We start from the raw sequence: 24146 nt of genomic DNA on the forward strand, positions 1-24146 counted from the left end.
CAAAATCTTATCAATTGTTTACTGATAAATAATGAGTAGATAAACGTAAATAAGTGATCAATTTAAAAACCGAAGTTTAAAAACTTCGGTTTTTTCTTAATCTGATTAAATATAAAAACCACAAATGATAAAACAGAGTAAACAGACGGTTTCTGCGATTTCTATACTGGCACCAATGGTGTCACCCGTAATGCCATCGATTCGTTGAATAAACTTATAGCGAAGATAAATCAAGGTCAAAATAAAAATCGTCGCGGTCACTAAACCCACCCAGACAAAATAACCTGCGCCCAATAAACTGATACCAAAAATGATCATTGCCCAAGTTTTAGGAATATATTGGGCAATAGACCAGCCTAAGCCCTTTTCACGGACATATTCAGTGGTCAGAAATAAAAATAATGGTGTTAAACGCCCTAAAATAGGAAATAGAATCAAAGCAGTATAGTGTTGTTCCTGTAATAACACATACAGTGCAGACCATTTAATCAAACAGATAACAATTAAACTCAGCACACCAAACGGTCCACATGCTGGGTCTTTCATAATTCTTAAGGTATTTTCTTTATCACCAAAGCCACCGACCCAAGCATCTGCAGTATCCGCTAAACCATCTAAATGTAAGCCACCCGTGAGCAAAATCCAGATGACCAGAATAATGGTACTGAGTAAAACTACAGGCAAAACATGTAGAAAACTGGCAACAGCAAACAGAACCAAACCAATCAAAAGCCCAATCACTGGATAAAATAACAGTGACTGACCATTTTGTTTTGGCGAAGGCATATTTTTTAAATAAACAGGGAAAATCGTTAAAAATTGCAATGCAATAAAAAATGGAGTCATCTATTGTCCTCCAATAACTCTAACTGCATGGTTTCACTGTCCAACATAAAGCGGTTTAATTGCCCAAGTTCTGCTGACATTTTTAAAATATCATCAAGAGATTGTTGTAGCGCCATACATTTTAAAAGTTTGATCACACCGCCATGCGTCACAATCAAAGCTGTTTGGCTTTGTGTAACCAGCATCTGCTCTTTGATCGCTTGTAATGCTTGCTTAATTCGATACTGAAAATCTAAATATCTTTCAGCATTTGGCGGGGTAAAGTGTGTCGGAGATTGCCAAAAATTTTCTAATAACTCAGGCGTTTTTGCATAGATCTGCTGTGTTGAAATACCTTCCCAATCACCAAAATGAATTTCTTGTAGTCTGTGATCTTGCATCAGTGGTATTTGAACTTGTTCAGAAAGTTTCTGTGCAAATGAGAAACAGCGCTTTAAAGGCGAGCTAAACATAAAATCCCATTGCGTTTGCACAGAGGATTGATCATAGGAAATGGTCTGGTGCATTTGTTGCCAGCCCAATTCTGTCAATTCATCATCAGTCGAACCACGCAAAGTATGATTCAGCGTAGTTTCCCCATGACGTAATAGATCAATCCTCAGTTTCATGCATATGCTCTTTTTAAATTATGAATAAGTTTAAACTTTCTCGCCAATTACCGCGGCTTCTGCAAAAGTGGCCATGTTGTTATGTAAACTGCATGCCAACTTGATCACACCCAAGGCAGCACCCGCACCACTGCCTTCCCCCAAACGTAAATTAAGCTTTAATAATGGATCAGCATTCAATTCTTGTAATAGGCGTTGATGCCCATATTCAGCAGACTGATGACCGAACAACATCCATTGTCGAACTTCAGGATTGAGTCGTACCGCGACTAATGCCGCCACAGAACTAATAAAACCATCGACAATTACAGGCATCCCAAGTTGAGCACAGCGAATATAAGCTCCTGTCATTGCAGCAATTTCTAAGCCACCTACAGCACACAAAGCTTTAAACGCATCATTTTCAACATAATTTTTATGTAACTCAAGTGAATGCTGAATGATATTTTTTTTATGAATCAACTGATCAGCGCGAATCCCCGTACCTACACCTGTCAGTTGCTCAGCAGGTTCATTTAATAAGAAACATGCAATCGCAGAAGCGGAACAGGTATTTCCAATCCCCATTTCTCCAGCAATGTAAATAGAAGCACCCTGTGCAATGGCTTTTTCTACACTCTCACGCCCCAGCGCCATGGCTTGCTGGCATTGTTGCTCAGTCATTGCCACTTGTTGAGCAAAATTGGCAGTCCCTTGAGCAATACTATGACGCTCAACGCCTTGATATTGGTAAGCCTCACCCACTGTGCCACAATCAATGACTTGTAAGGTCGCAGCATATTCTTTAGCAATTACACTGATACACGCGCCACCCGTTGCAAAGTTTTGTAGCATTTGACGCGTTACTGCTTGCGGATATGCTGAAATATTTTCAGCCATTACCCCATGATCACCTGCAAAAATCGTGATCCAAGGTTTATCTACATTCGGTTTTGAATTACTTTGCAAAGCTGCCAATTGCACGGCGACATTTTCCAAAACAGACAGCGAGCCTGTTGGCTTAGTCAATTGTAATTGACGTTCTTCAGCCTGTTGTTTTGTTTCTGCGTTTGGCACTTTACATGCTTCTAACCACCAATTCATTGTTACTCTCCATCTCGTATTTTAAAAATTCATTGTTAATCGTTAAAATGCTCAAGTTTATATGATAAAAATCACAATATTTATCCTTTTAATAACATCGGAAAACCAGCGACGCAAAACACTACTTTATCAGCAATTTGACCTAATAGTTGATGTAAACGTCCTGATTCATCAACAAATTTTCGGGTTATTTCACCCATTGGTATAACACCTAGTCCTGTTTCATTGCTGACTAAAATAATTTTAGACTTTAATGTAGGTAGAATTTTCAGCAATTTTTCACATTCGATGCACTGCAGATTTGAGTTCTCATGCATCAATAAATTACTTATCCATAAGGTTAAGCAATCCACCAAAATCACCTGCTTTTCTTGATCTATTTGTTTTAAACAATCTGCTAGGTAAAGTGGTTCTTCAATCAGCCGCCATCCATCAGGTCGTTGTGTCTGATGGTGTGAAATACGTTGTCGCATTTCATCATCCCACGCTTGGGCGGTAGCAATATAAATGACCTCTAGATTTGAGTCTTTTGCGATTTGTTCAGCTAATTTACTTTTGCCTGAACGCGCGCCACCTAGGATTAATTGCAACATAAATTTGACTCCCAAGATCCATCTGTTTTTTTCGGATTGAGTATAAGCTGATGTAACGCGGTTAAAGGCCCCTGTAAGACTTGTGCCTGATATATACCAAAATTAAGCTGCTCAATACTAATTTCAAAACTTTTTTGATCAATCTTTTCAATAGCTTTAAATATTTGTTGGGCTTTAAATTCTGCTGAATACAAACCCAAGGTGATATGCGGGCAATAATCTAAAGCAGCAATTTCTTGGCTTGGATAGGATAATAATTGTCGAATATTGCTTAGGCTATTTTCATAATCATGAATTTCTATAAATAAAGCACTGCTAAAACTATTTATTTTCCCTGTTGTTAATTTAAAATTATTTGGCTGGTTTTGAGTCAAAATTTTAAGTTGTTGCTGAAATTTACTATAAATAAAATCATCATCAAATTGCATTTTATCTTCTGTTAGAAAACCACAAATATACAACGTGATATGAAATTGCCGTGTATTGGGGTGCAATAAATAGTTTGAGAATTTTTCTGTTAAATCGCTTAAATAAGCCAATAATTCAGGATGATGAATTTCAATGTACCATAAGGCGTAGTGTTTTCTCCCTTTGTGCCACTCAGGATAATCATGTGTCTCAGTTGGAGTTGTTAAACTTTGAGAATCTAAAAACACATCAAATTCACATTAATTTTAATGCTTCTATTAAAGCATGTAATCATCATGTTTAAATCTTGAATTGACTGAGTGTTGTTCAATTGAAAATGAATTTTATTCAGTCAGATTTTATGACCAACTGATAAAAATCCAACATAGATTCAAAGTAGTAATCTGCTCTCGCGAGCATGGTCTGATTTGGCGCTTTAATATCCTCAATCAAAATCGTTACTCCCCCAGCCAAATGTGCTGAAGTAATCCCATTTTCAGAATCTTCAATCATCAAGCTGTGTTGCGGATTTAGATTTAATAAGGTGCAGGCTTTGTTAAAAATTTCTGGGTGTGGTTTACCTTGTATCACATCATCGCCACAGACCAACAAGGTAAAATAATGATCAATTTTTGCAAGTTTTAAATATTTTTCAGCAATTTTTCGGGCACTAGATGTAGCGACAGCCAATCGGATATTTTGAGATTGCAAATAAGCTAATATTTCTAAAAGTCCAGCTTTCACTGGTACGCCTTGCGACAAAATCATCTCAAGTTCAATTTGTTCAGCACGCTGCCGAATGTGTTGGTAAGGGATATCTTGACCATAGAATTTTTGTGCTAAGTGTTCTGAGTTTAACGCATTGAGCCCTAAACATTGCATCAAATAATCTAAACCAAATTCAACACCGATGACTTCCAAAGACGCTTGTTTTAACACATCAAACCTAAGCCTTTCAGTGTCCAGCATCGTACCGTCCATATCAAAAATAGCAGCTTGAATCGTATGTTGCTGGAATTTCACAGTGTTCCTTTTATTAGCCGATTAAAAGGGAGAAACCAGTTCTCCCTCAAATTTTATAGCAATCTATTGAATACTATAACATTGTTTCAACTTTAAATAATCATAGTAATAGCTATTTGCTTTATAGCGGGCATAATCACAATCTTTTTTAAAAGTAATCTCTTTTTCGTTATAGAGCATTTTTAACAAAGTTTGCCCTTGCGAATTTTGATAAATATCCCACTGTAAGTTTGCCGCCATCGGTGAGATATCTTCGCCACGCCATGCACTATTTGAATAATTAAATGTCTGCGTCAAAGGCACAGATTGCATCATCCCCTTTAACTCTAAGCTGGTGGCTAAAGGGATAATGATTTCAGCATGAGCAAACCTTAATACAGCAGCATTCTTTTGTGTGTTGCTCATAACATCATCAACTTGTTTAAATAAATCCTGCTTGAGTGACTTGGCAATATCTGTTGTCACAGCTTTGCCTGTATCAAAGCTTGGACCCTTACTATAGAAATCATTGGCATCGTTATATTGCGCATAGAACTTAGCCGCTTCAGTTGGCATATATTTTTTAAAGTTTGTCGCACCAAGCTCGTCTTGCATTCCGCCAGTGATTGAATACAACTCGTACAGATAAGCAGCAGCATCTACTGCGCTGGCAATGGTATTTTTCCCCTTTCCTTTTTCAGTAATCTGTTCACCTTTAGGACTTGTTACAGTGAATGATCCTGAATTACTAAAGCTATAGCCTGTTTGACCAATTTTTTGAATAAACGCTGTTTTAAAAATTGGGCTTAATACTTCTGTTGCGATTTTTTGCGCATTAGAATCTGCACTCAACGTTTTTATTTTTTGTTTTAAGTCTGGATCATTCTCTTCAAAGTCTTGATATTTTAAGCTAGCCGCATAGACTGTTTTATCTAAATCCGTTTTAACATTGGTCAAATCGTCTTGTGCATTTAAACTATGAAAATACAGATGAAAGCGATTTACCCCACCATCGACAATACTTGGTACGGCGTTACTATTTAAACTTTGATAGCTTGCTGGTGTAATTGCAGTCTTTAAACTTGGTTGCTGTTTCAATAATTCATTGGTAAAAAATTTAGCACTGTCCACCGCTCGATCCACACCCGAACTGACGATCTGTACAGATTTACCCTGTTGGCTGGCTTGATTAAACAATTGTGGTAAGCGTTGTAATAAACGATCTGCGATACCCTGATGCTCTTTAATACCCACAGAAGTTTCATTGCCATAGCCATACTGGCGTATACCTTCCACCCCATAACCCAATAGAATATTGGCTTTCATCATTGCTTCTAAATCAGCACCCAATTGTTCACCCAATGGTGTTAAAGCATTTTCCTGTTTTGCTTTTAACCACATATTGTATAAAGCTAAATCATATTTAATACTTGATAGACCTCGTGAACCATGTCGAGCAACTAATTCTGTAAAAACTGGGCGATAACCTGTAGGCATTGCTTCATAGCTGCTTAATTTCTGTTGCGGTTGATACGGTTGTTTGGTCTGTAAATATAGGGATGCATCAGCTTTAGGTGGCGCTACAACAGCTGAATTATCATCATGATCATTATTGCAGGCTGTTAAAAATAGTCCTGAAGCAAAAAAAATGATTAGCGAATGTTTAATTTTAAATGGTTTCATCATTGAAATGTCATATTTGATTTAATGCAGGCAAACTAATCAAAGAACATGACACTGGTATGACCATCCTCTATTGATTCCATTTAAAAACAACAAAATAAAAAGATAGCATTAAGAAAATACTAACCAGTAAATAATATGGGAAGATAATGTTAAGTTGGTACAGCCCTGTGCTCATTAATGGCGCAACAATCAAACTGAGCGCTTGTGCCATGGTACATAAAGCAGCAATTTTAGTTTGCAAATTTATCGAAACTGATTGTGATGCACCTGTGGTAAATGCAGGCATTAAACATGCCACAGCGATACCATAAAAAACATAAGCCAACTGAAAAATCACGATCTGCTGCGTATAGATTGACAAGATCAGCCCAACCAACATCGTGCTTAATCCGACCATTAAAAGCTGTGTTAAAGACCATTTAAACCATTTAGAAATCGCAATTTGCATCAAGACCGAAACAATCCCCACAATCAACAAGCATTGGGAAAAATAGAGGGCACTTTGCTGAATGTTGAATTGAAATTTATCTTGAATATAAAAACCTGCAGTTAAATTCAGGGTAATAATCGCAATATATAAACTAAATCCAAGGATCAACCAAATCGTTGATTTTTTTAGATCATCCTCACTCAGACATACCAATTTCGAATGATTAGAATCTTGCTGTGAAATCTCTTTTTGTAAAAGTGCATCTTGAACATGCTCTTCTACAGCTAACTGATGGATTAAATCCCTATGATTTGGATCATGACTTGTTGTTTGTTGCTGCTGAGCATTTTCTACTTTGTGTTGATATAAACCTACAATCAGCATACTCATGACAGCCAAAAGCAATACGGCGAGCCACAAAGGAATCAATATTCCCCAAATAATGAGTAATGTGGTTAAAAATGGCCCTAAAATTAATCCTCCACTGTTTAAGGCACCAAAGGTTGCCATCTTCTGACTACGTGTTGTTTCATCTAAATATCGCGTCATCACATAACTTTGTAATGCGATTTGCGGCATTGCCATAAAAAAGCCAATACTGCTTCGTGTAAGTAATAATAAAGCGAAAAGTAGCCCAATTGGCATGCTATACAGTAGCCCATAACTTATTACCCCTGAAAATAGTCCCCAAGTTATGCTCATTCCAATAAAACCGATACTCAATAAATAATAATGATTTTGAAATTTGGTTTTTTTAGAAATCCATATTGCAGTTAGACTCATTAGCAATGCGCTGGCAGAGACCATCAAACCAGCTTGAAGCTCTGAGATTTTTAATAGACGAATAAGAGGTGCAAGTAAAGGTAAAATCATGGATAAGCTGATCCCATTGAGCAGCGTTGCCATCATCCAAATATAATTATTTTTATTCATTTGAATCTCCTAAAATATCAGTCTTGGCCTGATTAGGAAAATTTATTGAATCGGATTAAGCACTAATCCTTATACCTAAACTCGATATTGCTCATTAAAAAGCCTCTTTCAAATTTTAAAGAGGCTTTATCTTGATTAATACTTCAGTGTATAACTTAAACCATAGGTACGACCTTGTGCAGCCAAACTTGAAATAGCACCATAGGTTGGTGCAACTGCTTGGCTAAATACTGATTTATAATCTGTATTCCATACATTATAAACGCCAAAGCCTAATCTGCCTGGGCCTGCTTTTGCACTGGTGATCACATCCATAATCGCAAACCCCTTAATCTCTGCGGGTTTTCGGCTACTGCGGTCATTTAATGGATTGACATAGTCTTTAGCGGCTTTATCTGTACCTCCAATCGCTAAAGTTTGTACACGCAAGTTGATATCATCTGCAAATTGCCATTCTGAAAATAGCGTGCCTTTCAGTGGTGCAACCCGTACAGCATCAAGCTCTTGCCAATCACCGAGTATATTTTTAAATTGACCTCGTGTATAAGCAATGGTTCCTCCCATATTCCACATATCTGAAATTGCATATTTTACATTGGCTTCCAAACCATATATGCGTTCATCGGTATCAATCACTTCTATATTAAAATTTGGAGCAGCGTTAAACCTCACAGATTTATCAGAATCATTATAAAAAGCAGTCAGCCCTAGATTGAGTCCCTTTTGCTCTTGTAAACGCCAGCCGAGTTCATAGTTATTCACTTTAACCGGATCAATATTATTACTGGTGACTACAAAACTTGCTGGAACATCACGCAGCATCCGTTGTACGTCTGGAATACTAAAGCCTTGAGAAAAATTAGCAAAAACTTGTTGCGTATCGCTTAAGTGATAAACCCCACCCAAATTAAATAAAGTTGCATTATGTTTTACTTCACCACCTTTTAAACTCTTCGCCGTATAGCTAGGAATTAAGTCCACGACAATACTTTCAGGGTACGGGGTAGAATCACTGACATCACTATTAATTCGTTCGTGACGCACGCCTGCCTGTATATTTATACGATCCGTAACTGCATAATTCGCTTGAACAAATGCACCAAGTTTTGCCACTTGAACATCTGGTCCCATTGCATAGATTTTTGTCGCTTTATGATTTAAACCATTACTTGCAATAAAGGTATTGGTATCATACATTTGCCCTTCTTGACCATTTTTCTCATTTTCAAAATCTAAACCGTAACTTAGCCCTAAAGCCCGATCTGCAATTTTAAAATCTTTCTGTAAGGCTAAACGTGATCCCCAAATATTAATATCGGTATTGGACTGCATTACAACAGGAATGCGTCCGTCAGGTAATTCCGGATGTAGTAAATTTACTGCGGTTGGAAACCATCTTGCCTGCTCTTTACGGTAATAAGCTTCCAAGGTTAAACTTTGCCCAAATACATCATTATGGTTATATTGAGCATGTGTTGACCAGCGTTTTGTTCTAGGTTGGTCTTCAAGTTGTAAGCCTTTTAATGCTTTTAAACTGGGTGTAGCCCCTCTAAATAAAACAGCTAAACCCTGACCATAATCAGGTCCATAATCACTGTCTTGTTCATCATTATAATATTGTGCGCCAACAGTTAAGTGCTGTTGATCTGAAATGTCCCAAGTGAGTTGTCCATTGACATCAAGGGTTTGGGTATCTTGACGATCTGTTTGCGCAACTTCAGGTCCAATACGATCGCCACGACTGTCTTGAATTTCACCACGTTTGGCATAACCAACACCCAAATTACCTTTGATGCGATCTTGGTTAAACGAAACATTTTGTGAAGCTTCATAAGCCAGTGCATCGCCTTTAAAATTATTCCCTGAAGTCAGCCCCAGTTTAGTTTCAAAACTTAAAGCTTCGTCACCGCCTTTTTTAGTAATGATATTGATAATACCGCCAGTTGCACCTGAGCCATAAATACTCGTTGCCCCAGACACAACTTCTATTCTGTCAATCATTGAAGGTAGAATGCTATTGAGCTGACGCGATCCGTCCCGTGAACCTGTTTGTGGTATCCCATCAATCATATATTGCACCACACGGCCGCGCATGCTCATACCATAGTTAGAGGTTGTACCGGTATTTGGCGTGAGTGAAGGAACCAATAGCCCTAAAATATCTGCTATGTTTTTACCCGCATTGGCTTGTTTTTCAATTTCGCTACGCTCAATGCGATAGACGGTCCCTGCGATGTCTGAAATACTTTTTGCAGAACGTGTTGCCGTGACCACGATAGGCGCTAAGCTTTTTACCTCTGCCCCAGTATTTTCAACTTTTTGAGTCGTAGGCTCTTGTGCATAGATCTGTGTCGCAATAGCCAAACTTAAACACGTCAGTTGTATTTGAATTGATGTTCTTTTCATGATTTATCCCTTACAACATCTCTGATCTTAGAGTTTTTTGTGATTTGGAAATAATGAGTTGTGAGAGAATCAAACTCACTACAGATGCAATAGCTAAAACAATATAAAAATTTCCATAACCTAATGATTTGGCCAGAAAACCAGACCCAGCCCCGCCAATAAAATAGACCAGCAATTCAAAACACACCAAAATTGTAAAGTCGGTCCCTGCTTGCGTTTTTGAGCTACTTTGCATGAAATATGCATATAAAGAAGTCATTGCGATATAACGAATTGCAAGGAATGCAATCACAAAACCCCCCAGCAAAAGCTGCCACCGATTTAGCCATCCGAACAGAATATCGATTCCTAAGAGTCCATATATTAGTGTTCTCACCCAGCCAGCCCATAGCAGTAATTGGGTCGCCTTTCGCTTTTTGAGTAGCAATGCAGCAGAAACGGCTGCAAGCAATCCAACACCAGCCCCTACCACAGACATCAGCACACCAATTTGTGAAAGTGACCATTTTTGATCAATCAGCATTGGATTGAGCATTGCCATTGCGGGGGCTTCTACAAAGCGATAACAAACAATTAAAAGTAATGCCCAACGGATTTCAGGTCGTTTAAATGCTCGAATTAAACTCGGAGGGTGTTTAATCATGTGTTCTGTGGTTTTTTCTTGTATTTGAAAAACTGCAAACATCGTCAAAGCGGTTAAGCTTGCTAAACAGATAAGTGCTGTTTGCCATCCATAATATTGATATAGCCAAAGTGTTGCAGCACCACCGAGCATACTGCCAAGTGCAACGCCAATGCTTTGCGCCATACTGCCAAAGCGGTAATCTTGTTGTGAAAACGCTTCAACGGTATATCCATCAATGGCAATATCTTGGGTAGCTGCAAAACTGGATATCCATAAACCAATGATGACAAAGACCAGCAGCCCATAAGAAAACTGAGTCAAAGCAAGTGCAATAATCCCTAAAACCAAAGCAATTTGAGTGAACAGTAGCCACGTTTTACGTTTACCTAATCTTTTAATATAAAAACGGTCAATAAGCGGTGCCCAAAAGAATTTGAATGCCCATGGAATATAAAGCAGTGACAATAGCCCAATCCAGCGTAGATCTACCCCTTGGTGCCTTAAAATCGCAGGCAATGCCACATTATAAAAATACAAAGGCAAGGCATGGGCCAAATATAAAACAACCACAACACCTAAGCTAAGTACGGAAATCTGTTGAGTGACAGATTGTTTGGTTAAATTACTTATGCGTTGCATAATAGCCACCTCTGTACAGCCCATTGCAATGCATCAGCGCGATCTAATGTCACATAATAAGGAACTTGCCATGCAACATGTAGCGCAGGTGTATTGAGTCGTTCTTGATCGGCTTGATCTAACGCGATCCGTACTAAACCTACACAGTACTTAAAAAAATTGGCTTTATTTTTTTTATACCAATTGGCTTGAATTTGACGGTATTCTTGTGGAAATGTCGTACCTGCTACACTTCTCACCACCAAAACAAAATTTTGTTGCTGACATAGAAATGTTTCAACTTCAGCCAACCAGAACTGAAACTCAACGATTGAGACATCTTTGGAAAAGATCATCTCTTTGATCTGAATATGTATAGATTGATAACTCATAGGACAAATTCAACTTACTGGGTTTTGTATTGGTTTTTTTGTGCTAAATATTGCTGAGATTGGATTAAATATTCACCAAATTTTTGGTAAAAAGTATCTCTAAAACAATAATATAACACCGCATTTTTCTCAGGCATTGTAAGCGTGCCCTGAGCTTCATAGCACATTTCATCGACAACCGCGGCATATGGTTTAACTGTTGAATCAGGTTCGCCTACGATTTTCAAAGAGGCTGCATGTTCAAAAATATAAAAAATGACTAAACGCGCGACTGCCCGAAGATAACCTTTTCCAAGTACCGATTTTTCACCAAATAGAAAATGCCAACCTAAATCTAGTTCATGCGCAGAATAATAACGACTTAACCGATCTCGCTTACCTTCATAGATTTCTGTATACCCCACATCGTTTCCATCCATACCCACAATGAATAAACGATGATGATCATCAGCCAACTGTTTTTCAAAATAGACCTTAAGTTCGAGCTCAGATTTATTCAGTTGCCATTGTGGAATCACATGCGGTTCATGCATCCATTTATGTAATAAAGCCATATCATCAGGGTATTTCACTTGACGTAAATAAAACTGATTGCCGTTCTCATAATATTCATAAAAATCTGGTAATTGCTGTGATAAAGTTTTCATCACTTTCACCTTTGTTGTATTTGTTAGATTATTGAGCTTTTGACTCGTGTTAAATCTAGGTGCTACGCAGATAGATACACACTCTGCTCGGGCATGGTTTATCATGCTGGAGCAGGTGAAAATTGTGCTGTCCAATTTTTTAAAGTCTCTGGGCTTACAGGGTTTGCAATCAAATCTAGAACTACAGGTACGGGGCGTTCTGCTTCATCGTTATAACTGGTGGTAAATAGACGAACACGATTTAAGCAAACCTTATTGTATTGATTTCTAAATATCGCAAACTTTTCAATTCTTGCTGAAAACTCTGGATGTTGCTGATGAAACTCGGCAATCACATTCGATACGGTTTGCCAAAATTCAATCTCATGACATTGTGGAAAATCCTGTAGAAATACATTACAGATATAGCGGTAATGCACCATAAATAAGCCAGTAAAAATAAAGTGACTGAGGTCTTGTGCTGAATGCCTCAATAAAATTTTAGCTTCATTAGGAAGATCCGCCAGCTCAGGAAAATCTTCATCGACAAGATTCATATCATCGATAAAGTCTTTGAGCACCATGGCCTTAGGCACCCCATTTTCATGAATTAACATGGTATTTTCACCATGTGGTGAAAATGCAAGTCCATATTTATAAAGGCAAATCAAGAGCGGCTGAATACTGACAGTGATGAATTGCTTTAGCCATTCTAGAGGTGCTAGGCCTGAAGCTTGAATAAGCACAGTTAAAATGGATAGCCCCTGAATATCACGATGTAATAAAGCAGCTTGCGATAAAACCTGCTGATGATATTCAACAAATGGATCTACACTTTCACGCCACAGACAGCCGAATAACTCTTTGAATTGATAAGGTGCACCTTCAATGTGATCATAACAAGGTTGCTGAATGGTCAAAGTTGCAATCTCGCCTAAAAACACCACACCCGTTTTTTGTAAATCCACATCTTGTTTTAAAATATTTTTTAACCACGCTGTAACAGCAGGCGCAGCTAAATTCCTTTGAGCAGGCAATCCTCGATAAACAGCGGTATTTAAAATACTCACTGGTAGTTTAATGTAATGACGTTGTGCATCTGATGTGTTACATAAAGTGCGAATTGACTGCATTGGTACATAATTATCCTGTCCAATTTTAAGTTCGACAATTTTTTGATCTACAATTTCATTGGCATAAGTTGGCACAATCCATTGGTGCCATTGCCAAGCATGTACAGGAACTAAATAATAATCCTCTGAATTTAAAGCAAGGTTTTGCATTTTTTCGCGAAATTCTAGCAATTCCTGCTCGTCAAACTCATGGCAATATAATTGCCCTGCATACCATTCAGTGGTAGAACGAAATTCTGCCAAATCTCGATGCACAGCCAGCCATAACACTTTGACTCTAGGTAAAATCTCAGGCGCTGAGTTCAAATAATCATCATAACCAAAACCGATTCGCCCCTTACTCATAATTAACCAAGGATGACCGCGCAACATCGCTTCGATTTGATAATGCGGTGCAGTCAATGCTGCTGCACTTGTTAGTCGATTTTCATCCAGTACATGGGCTTCGGCCAACCACGTATTGTTCATCTCTTTAATCAAATAGGCTTTGTTAAAGGGTTTAACCCCAACCTGATTGGAAAAAGCGGCAATAAATTGATGTAAATTCCAAGCGGGTCTTCTGGTATTGACAGTTAAATCACGTACTGAACCTTTTTGAATATGCCAATGCCCCAATAAGTATTGTTGTGCATTAAACTGATAAATTCGGTCATCCAATGTCAATTGAAATACATCATTATCCAAGCTTTCAGCCTGAATAATTTCTTCATATAAAAACTCAGCGATTGCCATTTCAATCAAGCGTTGGCCTGCACTTCGCCATTGGTTCTGATTAATTTGTAACTGTGCAAAACTCATAAGCTGTTCTCAGTATTCGAATATTGTTGATGGTTTTGTTGATGCTGAGAATGTTGTGTATTGAGGCTTTGGGCTTTAAAATTCACATTTTTAACCAAGTCTTCAACATGCTGAGCATGCACATGATGTTGTGTTGTGATGTTTTTCTGGATCACTTGGACTTGCGGATTTTGCAAAGGATCAAAATGTTGGAAACATTGTGGGGCTGTTGCTAAGTCATACAGTGCATAACCTATGAGTTGATTTGCAATTGTTGCCGCACGATAAGCGCCTAAACCCAAATCAGGGGTGCCAACACCATGACTATACATATCCATGTTCTGAACAAAAATTTCACCAATGCCAGCATATTCGACAGCATAATTTGCTGAAATATTCCAATGTCCTTGTGGATTGGTTTTAATCCAGGGCTTCAGTTGCTTTAGAAATTTAAATTCAGGACAGCGATAGCCTGTAGCACAGATCACATAGTCACTGTCTAAGCTGAACTGATTTAAAGTCACTCGATCTTGAAAAATCAGTCTAATTTTCCCCTGTTCCGTTAAAACAGCATCAATTAGGTTGGACTGACTGTGTAAATGCGTCGCTAAATCATTTCCAGCAAGATGTCGATGGTAAAGTTTCTTATATATTTCACGAATGGTTTGCGCACTGATTCCTTTATATAAAAGTGACTGTTTACTCAGTTGTAAATCTTTATTGAGGTCATCAAAGCAATGAAAATGTTGACTATAGTCTGGACTAAAATGTTCTAAAGCTAATGGTGTATATTCCATAGGGAAGAAACCATTGGCTCGAGTCAGCCAATTGAGATTGAATTTTGGTTGGGACACCTGATCAAATTGATATTGACGATCAAATAAATCTAAAAAGATTTCTGCCGCAGATTGCCCTGATCCCAGTACCACAACATTGCCTTGTAAATTTTTTGGCTGATGTTCTAAATAATGTGCTGAGTGTTTACATCGCTCAGGATAGCTTTGAATCAATGTCTGCATGCATTGAGGGATATAAGGCACATTTCCCGCACCCAATACAATGTTTCGACAGCTATAGCGTTGATGAATTCCTCCCTGTACAACTAAAACTTCAAAGCCATAGTATTTAGGCACAATTTCTGTGACTACTGACAAATATTGAATATTTTCAATTTGATCTGCAACCCATTGACAATAATGATTATATTCCTTACGAGGGATATGTGGCTGTTCTAAAAAATAGAACTTATAGAGTCGCTGTTGCGCTTTTAAATAATTGAGAAAACTAAATGGGCTGGTCGGATCTGCCATAGAGACCAAATCAGCCATAAAAGGCACTTGCAACATACTATTTGGAAGCTGCATTCCTGCATGCCAATCAAACTGGGCTTGTTTTTCAAAAAACAGATATTTTAGCTTTGATTTTTGTTGTAACAAACTTGCTAAACTTAAGTTAAACGGTCCTAAACCCACAGCAATAAAATCAAGCATAAATTGCATCCTTCTGTTTTAGACATAAAGGATTTGGTAACTGAATATAAATTGATTGCTGTTCTACAGGCGCAATCAGTTCATCCAGCTCATATAAACGCGTGAGTAAATTCCCTTTATATGGCAAGGTTGGTTGATACAATAAGCCTTGTAATAAACTACTGTCAGAATACTGTACATATAATTCCATCAATTTATCTTGCAATAGATCAATGAGTTGCTGTTCTGAAACACTCCCTGTTGCACCGATTGCGTTAATAATGCCAAATAAAGTATTAGCAAAAAAATAATAACTAAACCGTTCATCAACCAAAGATTTTTGACCAACCGCCTGCGCTTTCCCATCAAGCTCAGGGAATTCTTTTAATATTTCAGTGGCATATTCTTCGATGTAATAAAAACCCTGATTATCCCTGAGCCATAAATTTTTAGGATACGCATTTTCCAACTCAACCAATACATTCTGCTGATGTGACTCAAATGCCATCCCATAGTGATGATACAAATACATCAAGGGAACTAAGCTGATCTCTAAAAATCGCATAAACCAATTTAATGCAATTTTTTCAATACTTAGCTGCGGTTCTGCCTGTGCAATTTGTTCAAATAAATGATCAAAGCGATTTAAATTTTTTGCTGGATGATCTTGGCATAAGGAGGCAATACATGACACTTGCTTATGTCGATCAAATGGCTGATCTCTAAAAATGCAGATCGTTTCGTTAACAATTGTTCCGTCGATGATTAACGCAGTCCATGCGGGGTCATGAATTGCCTTCAATGTAGGACAAGATTTTAAAATCGACTGACCTATTGGCCCCTGCCAAAGTTGACGCGTGATTTCTCCACGATGACATTCTTTGGCCAAATTGACTCGGATAGAGTTGGTAATCATCACGGATAGTGAAAGTTTCACCATCCATGGCGCTGAATAGCTGACCAATGTTCTGACGGATGTTGTGGCGGAAAAATGCCAAGCCTTTTCACCAAAATCAATTAATTTTTTCTTGGCTTTTAATTCTTTATACCAATCTTTGCTCTGCAAATAACGTGCTTGCCATGGATGCAATGTCAATAATTTATAGCTTGAATGTGTATGAATTAAATCTAATTCTGTTTCGCTCAAATACCATTGCATATGCTTTATGAGTTGGCTAGTGATTGGCTGATCTGATGTTGCGCTTTCTGCCAGATATTCTGGTGCAACTAACCAATAATACAGTTGCGTTTGACCTTTATGTTCTGGTGAGAACCTTAACCAATCTTCATGAACGAAACCGGTGCGACTCTTTGGCGCTGGATGCATACTATGCCCAAGAATCAATGCTTGTTCTGTCTGGATAAAATCTTGTTTGGCTTGAATCAATTGGTCAAAATCATATTCACGCTGCTTTAAAAACTCAGCTAAAGCATCTCGGCTTTGTATCCATTTTTCAACCAATGATGCTGAATCTAAGGATTCAACAGCGTTTCTTACCAGCTCTTCTAGAAGTAAGCACACCATTGCAATTGGACTAAACCTTTGCACTTGCCCTTTATTAAAAATCTGTGGCAGTTTTTCTATTCGATGCCGCCCTACAAGACTTCTATATGAAAGCGGTGCATATAATTGGGATTGAATGGATTCCAATGGAATTATTAACAAGGTCAAGCCTTGGCTAAACGCAAGTTGCGTAGAGTTTTGCTGATATTTCTCCAGTAAAATTCTACTTCCTGTTTCTTGTGAGTATGCATTGATTAGGTGCTGCATCGCCAATCGGCTGGCAAGCTCTTTCATCTGACCATATCCTCTGTACAAGACTTTTTACTGCACTAAAAAGATCTAGAAATTTAATTTATGTTTTCTTGGATCGTGAAGCTCTGCTTAACACAAAATAATGATAATCATTCTCATTTGAGAAAGCAATGTTACACCCTGCTTGTCTATACAGGTTTAACTCTATGATTTTTTAAATATTTATGATGAATTGGTCTTTTTCTTATGATTTATCTCTTTAAAATTTTCAATTGTAATAAATGATAATATTCTCATTTAGAATTGAGAAATTTCATCGGAATTTTTATTTTAGGGGATTATTTAGCAAGTTTAATTAATCTAAAACTTCACTAGCAGATTTTAATCTATAGCTTATTTATTGATTTATTGTGATATTTTTATTGAAAAATAAAAAGTAGATTTAACGATATCTGTGAATTGTGTCGCTTCTTTAAAAAATATTTCATCTACATCTTTTCGAAGCAAATCTGATCCAATCAATCGGGGCTGTACAATTTACCAAAAGCTAATTGTAATAACGCTTGTTTGTTTTAGTTAACGCCAAAGTAAATGAGGAATAAAATTACAAGTTTGATCTAACCAACATAGTTTTTCTTTACGATCCAACCGATCATGAGCACCCATGAGGTGTAATACATAACGGTCTAGGTCACTGGCATCAATGGGTTGTTCACTTCTTATCCCTTTAGACGGCATATGATCATACCAAATAATAACTGGAATACGATATCCAGCCTCTGTATTTGCACTATGTCCAGCATAGTTTTTAGCATGCCCTACTTCATTACCATGATCAGATAAAAAAGTAAAAGATCTAAAATCAGATTGAGTGGAAATCAAAAGATCGAATAACTTTGCAACAATCCAGTCTTGGTAAAGTATGCTGTTATCATATTCATTGCGTTTTAACTGAATTAAATGATTAACCTCATTTCGTTCAAGTTTTTTTTCAACCTCATCATTGCTAGAATCATTAAACTTAGAAAATTGTTCTGGGTATCGTAACTTATAATTTGGGTGTGAACCAATGAGATGCAGAATAATCAATTTACGAGGATCTGGATCATCCAATGCAATTTTATAAGCAGGCAGAATATTTTCATCTAATGACGTGCTACTACGACCTGACTTTTTATTGATAAAAACAGCTTCATCTGCATATGATGCAAAAAGTGAAGAGATATAAACATCATCTTGGTTACTAATCCAATAAACTTTAAACCCTGCTGCCTTAGCATATGCCATAATATTCTCAGGTGCGTGATCATCCATTACATTGCGCGTACCGTCATTAAATAAATAACGTAAAGATTGAATAGTAGAAGATGCTGGTGAATATCCACGACAGAATACTTTGAACTGGTCACTACGTTTACTTAACTCAGGTGTTGTATTTCTTGGATAACCGCATAATCCAAAATTAAAACTGGTAATGCTATCCGTCAAAACTATGGTATGTGTCTGGCTTTTATTAAATTTACCGCTAAAATCCAAGCGTTTTTCTGCATTCAATGTCCATTCTTTATGTATCTGATCATGTTTTAGAATACGTTGTTTGAAGTCCTGAATTTTGCCATAATATCCATACCAAAATGGCAATGGATGTAAAGCAATTGAAGGCTTAATTGCATAGCTGGCAGTACACAGTAGAAATAACAAACCTATAGCATAACGCCCTAATCGATGTACTTTCTGATCACGGAACTCACGCGTATTAAAATATTTAAATAAAATATAAAAATATAAAATCAAAGCGCTTAAAATCAAGCCAACAAATAGAATAAAAAAACCAAAATGTAGTTGAAAAAACTCTAAACTTTCATTCAATGTTGTATTCGCAATAGATTCAATAATTGAATATGCTTCAGCATCACTATTGAACAACAGCCAACTTACTGAGAGTAAACTGGTATGAAATATAAAAATAAACCACCAAACAATTGAAAATAATTTCCAAAATAAATTTGGCTTTTTTGTGGCTTGAAAACACAACCAACACCCTGGTAGTGATAAAAATGCCAAACGGACACTATCCGACCAACTCCCAGCTAAACCTAATAACAGTAAAGTGATCAGTGGTAGTGCAAGTAGATACGGTATAAAAAACATACGTTGCCAGCTTACTGGTATTCGATGAAATCGCTTCATTGTCATTAGAAAAGGTAATGTTGAATAAGTGCAGCAACACCAATAATTAAAAAGACAAGTGCGCCGATTTTATGAATGAGTGAAATTGGAAGCTTTTCTGCAAGCTTATTACCAATAAATACGGCTGGAGCATTCACTAACATTATTCCTAACGTCGTACCTACAGTAACCCAACCGACACTGTCAAAACGAGCAGCTAATGCCACAGTCGCTATTTGAGTCTTATCACCAATTTCTGCCAAAAAGAAAAGCACAAAGGTTGCGCCAAAGACACCATATTTTTGCCATTTATCGATACTTTCAGATTCATCATCTAGCTTGTCTGGGATTAACATCCATACGGCCATCCCAATAAATCCAAGAGAAACAATCCACAATAATACAATTGGGCTAAGAACAGTCGTAATCCACTGCCCGAGTACGGCTGAAACACCATGATTTACCAGTGTTGCAAGAAAGATAGCGATAAGAATAGGAATAGGTTTTCGGAATCGTGCAGAAAGCAGTAGTGCCAGTAATTGGGTCTTATCTCCCATTTCGGATAAAGCAACTACAGCAAGAGATATTAGGAAAGCGGATAGCATAATAATTTCTCTGGCTAGCAATAATTACCATTGATTTATAACTCTTGCTAGCCATAGCAGAGTAATAAATCAAAGGTCTTGCCAACAAAAAGAAATCTATGATCAGAGGATCTTTTGGTTCTTTGCTATGATGACCATGCTTGTTTAAGCAATTATGTTGACCATCACCTTTTTACCCAAGGTAAAAAGCGGCTACTCCCCAATGAAGTTTTTTTATTCTAGTAGAATCAAGTGTAGTTTTCAATGATACTTTTTAGATAAATTAAAAGAACTCATTCCTGTTTGATTATACTTTCTACTCAACTCATATTCCTGTAAATATATTTTAAATATTGATCAGTAGCAAAATTATAAATATATTTAGCTAGGGGAAATAATATTAAAAACAATCCATACTCATAAAAAACATTTGAATTCAATAAATTAAAGTTCCTCCATAAATCAAAAAATGACCATATTGAATGAATCAGATTGGTATTGAAAGTCCCTTCTCCCTTTGGGAGAAGGCTAGGATGAGGGGGATTTTAGATGATCTATGGCTTTAAAAAGGACTTATGAAAGAAGTCTATTAGATGATATTTATTTTTAATAATAGGAGCCTTTAATCGCACTCATTGGTCGCATAAGCATGCTTTTAATTTCATCATATTTTGCGCTTTCATCGAAAACAAAAAAAGCTCATATTAAAAGATTATTATTCAACAGTCTCAGCCATTCTAAAGAACATGTAATCAATGTGATAAAATATAATTTATTGATTTTTTAAAATAAAAATCAAATAATTTTATCTGAGAAGTATAAGGTGTATTATCTTAATTTTAGATACAAAACTGAGCTATAGATTTTTATGTTGGAACATAGCGATATTAATTTACCGATTATTATTATTGGCGCTGGGATAGCAGGAATCGCATGCGCTAAAAAATTACAAGAAAATGGTAAAAAAGTTACCATACTCGAAGCGAGGTCTCGCATAGGTGGGCGCATAGATTCATTACAATCTGATGCTGATGTTTTTGATTTAGGTGCATCATGGATTCATGGTGTTGAAGGTAACCCTATCTGGAAAATCACCCAAGAGAATCATATCGAAACAACAGTATTTAACTATGATAAATCGCAATATTTTCATGAAAATGGCTTGTTATTTTCTGACGAAGAAGTCCATGAGTTTGAATCTTATGTAGAAGAAATAGAAAAGCAACTTTCTCAAACACAAACGCTATCGGCCCTCAACGCGACTGAAGAAATAATTTCTTCTTTACATTATTCAGGTAATACATTTTCAAAAGATTATCTTAAAAAATTATTATTTAACTTTTTCAACCGAATAGCAAATGATCCATTTGCGACCAATCTTGAGCTACTTTCATCGAATTATAAAAATTACGAAGGTTATTTTGAAGGTGATGAAGTTATTTTTCCCAATGGTTATGCTCAAGTTATAGACGTGCTTTCAAAAAAAATCGACATTCAATTCAATATAGATGTAAAAAAAATCATCTGTGAAAATGATTATGTAAAAATCATTGATTCCAATGATAATTTTTACATAGCTTCCCGCGTAGTGGTTACTGTCCCACTCGGAATCTTAAAGAAAAACCATATAGCATTTTATCCAGCATTACCTCATCACTATGCGCAATCTATTCAAGATATTGGATTTGGATCCTTCAATAAAGTATTTTTCGAATTAGAACAACCACTCTCTTTTAGATCAAAAATGCCGATAGACAAGATAAGTGATTTCTATTGGAATGAGCTTGGCTATTTTAATATCCTTGACTTATCTGGAATTTATAAAAAACCAATTTATTTAATGCTGTTTGGAGGAAAGCAATCTGAGTTTATCGATAATTCAGCGGATCATGAAATATCAAACTTTATTTTTAGTAGCTTGCAAAAACAATTCAACAATATTCCCCATACACCTAAAAAACTCATCGTTACACGTTGGGGCTCCGACCCTTATAGTTATGGTTCTTTTAGTTTTCCCTCACTAAAGCACTCTGAAGATATTGTTAAGGTATTGCACAAACCAATTCGAGAACAAATCTTCTTCGCTGGCGAACATTGTAGCTTGAAATATGCGGGTACTGTTCATGGCGCATACTTAAATGGCGATGCAACAGCTCAAAAAATATTAGCTGAAGTACCACTTATTTAAGCCTAATCTCAACCATTATAAAAACCTCCCTAGGGAGGTTTTTATAATGTTGTCTATAGTTAGGCGCATTGATAATAGACTTCTTTCATAAGTCCTTTTTAAAACCATTAATCAACATAAAAGTACCCTCATCCTAGCCTTCTCCCAAAGGGAGAAGGAACTTTCAATACCAATATGATTCACTCTACATGATCATTTTTTGATTTATGAAAGATCTTTAATGTTATTGGCTATTTTTTTGCTCAAAACATTTATAAATTAAAGCGCCAATCACAGCACCAACAATTGGTGCAACCCAGAAAAGCCATAATTGACTCAGTGCAGCTGTTTCAGCAAAGAAAGCCACTGCTGTACTACGTGCAGGATTGACCGAAGTATTGGTGACAGGAATACTGATTAAATGGATCAAAGTTAATGCCAAACCAATAGCAATAGGCGCAAAACCTGCTGGTGCACGTTTATCTGTAGAACCGAGAATTACAATTAAGAAAATAGCAGTTAAGACAATCTCAATTAATAATGCAGAAACCAAAGAATATTTTCCAGGCGATAAATCACCAAAACCATTTGTTGCAAATCCGCCCGTACCAGTGAATCCTGCTTGACCTTGTACAATCAAATACAATATAAATGCCGCGAAAATACCACCTACGACTTGAGCGATAATGTATGGTGCTAAGTCTTTTGCATTAAAACGACCACCAACGCATAAACCTATACTTACTGCAGGATTGAAATGTCCACCTGAAATATGACCTAATGCGTAAGCACCAGTCAGTACAGTGAGACCAAACGCGAGTGCAACACCAACAAAACCGATACCCAATTCTGGAAAAGCAGCAGCAAGTACTGCACTACCACACCCTCCAAAAACCAGCCAAAATGTTCCAATAAATTCTGCAAAATATTTATTCATATTCATTACTTTTCTGTTCAATAAATCCAAGCGGAATTTAGCAAAACAAGTCACATTTTCAAACAAAAATATGAATTATTTTACAAAAAACATAAGTAATTGATGAAATGAATAAATTTATAATTTTTATAGAACAAACCCTTCGATTGAAGGGCTTGTTAGACAAATTAAAATTCCAATTCAGAGGGGGAAGAAGGAATGATTTAATAAATCTATTCCTAATTATTAACATGTATATGGATTTATACAATCTTATTTAATAGAACACAGTATTCTAAAAATTTGAAGATAAATCAAAAAGCCCATCTGCGGGTGAACTCTTTAGCCGATTTATGGCAAAGAACTACTTATGATTAAAAAGCTGATCTGTTATCTTTTGATCAATTTTACTTCGATGTCCATTGTCAAAATATCGATCTACATGGCATCGTTTTGTATTTGTATCGCAGAATACTCCATTTGAGAAAGTAAATGCAGAACGATCAAAATCACCTTGTGAGAAAACTTTATTCGCTTTTTTGGTTCCTAAATATTGAGCCGTAAGTGATTTTGATACACCTTTCTTATTTACACAAATATATTGATCACAAATCACACCTTTTTGAGGTGAAACTAAACTTGTGCTGGTTTTAGCAATCGTTGGAAAACTGATGATTAAACAAACGTAGCTGATGATATTCAATAATCCTTTAGAAATTTTCACTTTTAAACCTGCAAAACAATACAAAAAAATAAAGGAAAATTATAAGATCAATTAGATTTAAGATATACAACAATTATGTTTAAACCTATATAAGAAAACACGTTAGACCTCTTTTATAAGACATTTTTAAAATGATAAATCAACATAAAATCCGCTCATCCTCGCCTTCTTTCAAAGTGAGAAGGCGATTTCAAT

The 24146-nt window shown here is 36.6% G+C and carries 20 protein-coding genes and 1 riboswitch; of the genes, 1 reads left to right on the plus strand and 19 read right to left on the minus strand.

Annotated elements, in window-relative coordinates:
• Positions 1-105: 105 nt before the first annotated feature.
• The 17 genes from GJV03_RS13285 to GJV03_RS13365 all read right to left on the minus strand — a co-directional run bounded on the left by GJV03_RS13285 (position 106) and on the right by GJV03_RS13365 (position 20165).
• Positions 106-846 carry an adenosylcobinamide-GDP ribazoletransferase gene (locus GJV03_RS13285; protein WP_034616781.1) on the minus strand — a complete coding sequence of 247 codons (741 nt, stop codon included), beginning with the start codon at positions 844-846 and terminating at the stop codon, positions 106-108.
• On the minus strand, positions 843-1454 hold the full coding sequence (locus GJV03_RS13290) for a histidine phosphatase family protein (RefSeq protein ID WP_004720201.1): 612 nt from the start codon (positions 1452-1454) through the stop codon (positions 843-845). Before GJV03_RS13290 ends, GJV03_RS13285 begins: the two co-directional genes overlap by 4 nt.
• Positions 1455-1484: 30 nt before the next feature.
• Positions 1485-2537 carry a nicotinate-nucleotide--dimethylbenzimidazole phosphoribosyltransferase gene (cobT, locus tag GJV03_RS13295; RefSeq protein ID WP_105712556.1) on the minus strand — a complete coding sequence of 351 codons (1053 nt, stop codon included), beginning with the start codon at positions 2535-2537 and terminating at the stop codon, positions 1485-1487.
• 80 nt (positions 2538-2617) lie between these two features.
• Positions 2618-3130, minus strand: a complete 513-nt coding sequence (gene cobU, locus GJV03_RS13300) for a bifunctional adenosylcobinamide kinase/adenosylcobinamide-phosphate guanylyltransferase (protein ID WP_004720198.1) — start codon at positions 3128-3130, stop codon at positions 2618-2620.
• Positions 3118-3786, minus strand: coding sequence for a 2'-5' RNA ligase family protein (locus GJV03_RS13305; RefSeq protein ID WP_354666859.1), 669 nt, complete (start codon positions 3784-3786; stop codon positions 3118-3120). Before GJV03_RS13305 ends, cobU begins: the two co-directional genes overlap by 13 nt.
• Before the next feature lie 100 nt (positions 3787-3886).
• Complete coding sequence (locus tag GJV03_RS13310; RefSeq protein WP_354666860.1) at positions 3887-4561, minus strand: HAD family phosphatase; 675 nt, start codon at positions 4559-4561, stop codon at positions 3887-3889.
• 63 nt (positions 4562-4624) lie between these two features.
• On the minus strand, positions 4625-6223 hold the full coding sequence (locus GJV03_RS13315) for a histidine-type phosphatase (RefSeq protein WP_171501857.1): 1599 nt from the start codon (positions 6221-6223) through the stop codon (positions 4625-4627).
• Positions 6224-6293: 70 nt separating this feature from the next.
• Positions 6294-7589, minus strand: a complete 1296-nt coding sequence (locus GJV03_RS13320) for an MFS transporter (protein WP_154130270.1) — start codon at positions 7587-7589, stop codon at positions 6294-6296.
• Between the two features lie 135 nt (positions 7590-7724).
• Positions 7725-9995 carry a TonB-dependent receptor gene (locus GJV03_RS13325; RefSeq protein WP_154130271.1) on the minus strand — a complete coding sequence of 757 codons (2271 nt, stop codon included), beginning with the start codon at positions 9993-9995 and terminating at the stop codon, positions 7725-7727.
• 10 nt (positions 9996-10005) lie between these two features.
• Positions 10006-11259: an MFS transporter gene (locus GJV03_RS13330; RefSeq protein ID WP_154130272.1), complete on the minus strand. Its 1254-nt coding sequence runs from the start codon at positions 11257-11259 to the stop codon at positions 10006-10008.
• On the minus strand, positions 11247-11630 hold the full coding sequence (locus tag GJV03_RS13335) for a hypothetical protein (protein WP_056511420.1): 384 nt from the start codon (positions 11628-11630) through the stop codon (positions 11247-11249). Before GJV03_RS13335 ends, GJV03_RS13330 begins: the two co-directional genes overlap by 13 nt.
• Before the next feature lie 14 nt (positions 11631-11644).
• Positions 11645-12277, minus strand: a complete 633-nt coding sequence (locus GJV03_RS13340) for a GNAT family N-acetyltransferase (protein WP_004720180.1) — start codon at positions 12275-12277, stop codon at positions 11645-11647.
• A gap of 101 nt (positions 12278-12378) precedes the next feature.
• Positions 12379-14187: an IucA/IucC family protein gene (locus tag GJV03_RS13345; protein WP_154130273.1), complete on the minus strand. Its 1809-nt coding sequence runs from the start codon at positions 14185-14187 to the stop codon at positions 12379-12381.
• Positions 14184-15656, minus strand: coding sequence for a SidA/IucD/PvdA family monooxygenase (locus GJV03_RS13350; protein ID WP_154130274.1), 1473 nt, complete (start codon positions 15654-15656; stop codon positions 14184-14186). Before GJV03_RS13350 ends, GJV03_RS13345 begins: the two co-directional genes overlap by 4 nt.
• Positions 15649-17433, minus strand: a complete 1785-nt coding sequence (locus tag GJV03_RS13355; RefSeq protein ID WP_154130275.1) for an IucA/IucC family protein — start codon at positions 17431-17433, stop codon at positions 15649-15651. The genes GJV03_RS13350 and GJV03_RS13355 overlap by 8 nt, the downstream gene beginning before the upstream one ends.
• Before the next feature lie 534 nt (positions 17434-17967).
• Positions 17968-19581: a sulfatase-like hydrolase/transferase gene (locus GJV03_RS13360; RefSeq protein WP_154130276.1), complete on the minus strand. Its 1614-nt coding sequence runs from the start codon at positions 19579-19581 to the stop codon at positions 17968-17970.
• Between the two features lie 5 nt (positions 19582-19586).
• The gene (locus GJV03_RS13365; protein WP_105712544.1) at positions 19587-20165 is read right to left on the minus strand and encodes a TMEM165/GDT1 family protein; all 579 of its coding nucleotides are present in this window, start codon (positions 20163-20165) and stop codon (positions 19587-19589) included.
• A 68-nt stretch (positions 20166-20233) separates the two neighbouring features.
• Positions 20234-20378: riboswitch (yybP-ykoY riboswitch) on the minus strand.
• A gap of 634 nt (positions 20379-21012) precedes the next feature.
• Between GJV03_RS13365 and GJV03_RS13370 the strand changes: the two genes are divergently transcribed.
• A complete protein-coding gene (locus GJV03_RS13370; protein ID WP_154130277.1) occupies positions 21013-22332 on the plus strand; it encodes an NAD(P)/FAD-dependent oxidoreductase in 1320 nt (439 codons plus the stop codon).
• Positions 22333-22555: 223 nt separating this feature from the next.
• Here the strand turns inward: GJV03_RS13370 and aqpZ are convergent, their stop codons facing one another.
• Positions 22556-23248, minus strand: a complete 693-nt coding sequence (gene aqpZ / locus GJV03_RS13375) for an aquaporin Z (protein WP_154130278.1) — start codon at positions 23246-23248, stop codon at positions 22556-22558.
• A gap of 343 nt (positions 23249-23591) precedes the next feature.
• Positions 23592-23945: a YcgJ family protein gene (locus GJV03_RS13380; protein ID WP_354666861.1), complete on the minus strand. Its 354-nt coding sequence runs from the start codon at positions 23943-23945 to the stop codon at positions 23592-23594.
• Positions 23946-24146: the final 201 nt, after the last annotated feature.

Source organism: Acinetobacter sp. RIT698 (assembly GCF_009668065.1).
GTDB lineage: Bacteria > Pseudomonadota > Gammaproteobacteria > Pseudomonadales > Moraxellaceae > Acinetobacter > Acinetobacter guillouiae.

Excerpts from the sequence above, each read along its gene's own strand:
- GJV03_RS13285 (WP_034616781.1), bottom strand. The coding sequence starts at position 846 with ATGACTCCATTTTTTATTGCATTGCAATTTTTAACGATTTTCCCTGTT.
- GJV03_RS13290 (WP_004720201.1), bottom strand. The coding sequence starts at position 1,454 with ATGAAACTGAGGATTGATCTATTACGTCATGGGGAAACTACGCTGAAT.
- cobT (WP_105712556.1), bottom strand. The coding sequence starts at position 2,537 with ATGAATTGGTGGTTAGAAGCATGTAAAGTGCCAAACGCAGAAACAAAA.
- cobU (WP_004720198.1), bottom strand. The coding sequence starts at position 3,130 with ATGTTGCAATTAATCCTAGGTGGCGCGCGTTCAGGCAAAAGTAAATTA.
- GJV03_RS13315 (WP_171501857.1), bottom strand. The coding sequence starts at position 6,223 with ATGAAACCATTTAAAATTAAACATTCGCTAATCATTTTTTTTGCTTCA.
- GJV03_RS13320 (WP_154130270.1), bottom strand. The coding sequence starts at position 7,589 with ATGAATAAAAATAATTATATTTGGATGATGGCAACGCTGCTCAATGGG.
- GJV03_RS13325 (WP_154130271.1), bottom strand. The coding sequence starts at position 9,995 with ATGAAAAGAACATCAATTCAAATACAACTGACGTGTTTAAGTTTGGCT.
- GJV03_RS13330 (WP_154130272.1), bottom strand. The coding sequence starts at position 11,259 with ATGCAACGCATAAGTAATTTAACCAAACAATCTGTCACTCAACAGATT.
- GJV03_RS13335 (WP_056511420.1), bottom strand. The coding sequence starts at position 11,630 with ATGAGTTATCAATCTATACATATTCAGATCAAAGAGATGATCTTTTCC.
- GJV03_RS13340 (WP_004720180.1), bottom strand. The coding sequence starts at position 12,277 with ATGAAAACTTTATCACAGCAATTACCAGATTTTTATGAATATTATGAG.
- GJV03_RS13345 (WP_154130273.1), bottom strand. The coding sequence starts at position 14,187 with ATGAGTTTTGCACAGTTACAAATTAATCAGAACCAATGGCGAAGTGCA.
- GJV03_RS13350 (WP_154130274.1), bottom strand. The coding sequence starts at position 15,656 with ATGCTTGATTTTATTGCTGTGGGTTTAGGACCGTTTAACTTAAGTTTA.
- GJV03_RS13355 (WP_154130275.1), bottom strand. The coding sequence starts at position 17,433 with ATGAAAGAGCTTGCCAGCCGATTGGCGATGCAGCACCTAATCAATGCA.
- GJV03_RS13360 (WP_154130276.1), bottom strand. The coding sequence starts at position 19,581 with ATGAAGCGATTTCATCGAATACCAGTAAGCTGGCAACGTATGTTTTTT.
- GJV03_RS13365 (WP_105712544.1), bottom strand. The coding sequence starts at position 20,165 with ATGCTATCCGCTTTCCTAATATCTCTTGCTGTAGTTGCTTTATCCGAA.
- GJV03_RS13370 (WP_154130277.1), top strand. The coding sequence starts at position 21,013 with ATGTTGGAACATAGCGATATTAATTTACCGATTATTATTATTGGCGCT.
- aqpZ (WP_154130278.1), bottom strand. The coding sequence starts at position 23,248 with ATGAATAAATATTTTGCAGAATTTATTGGAACATTTTGGCTGGTTTTT.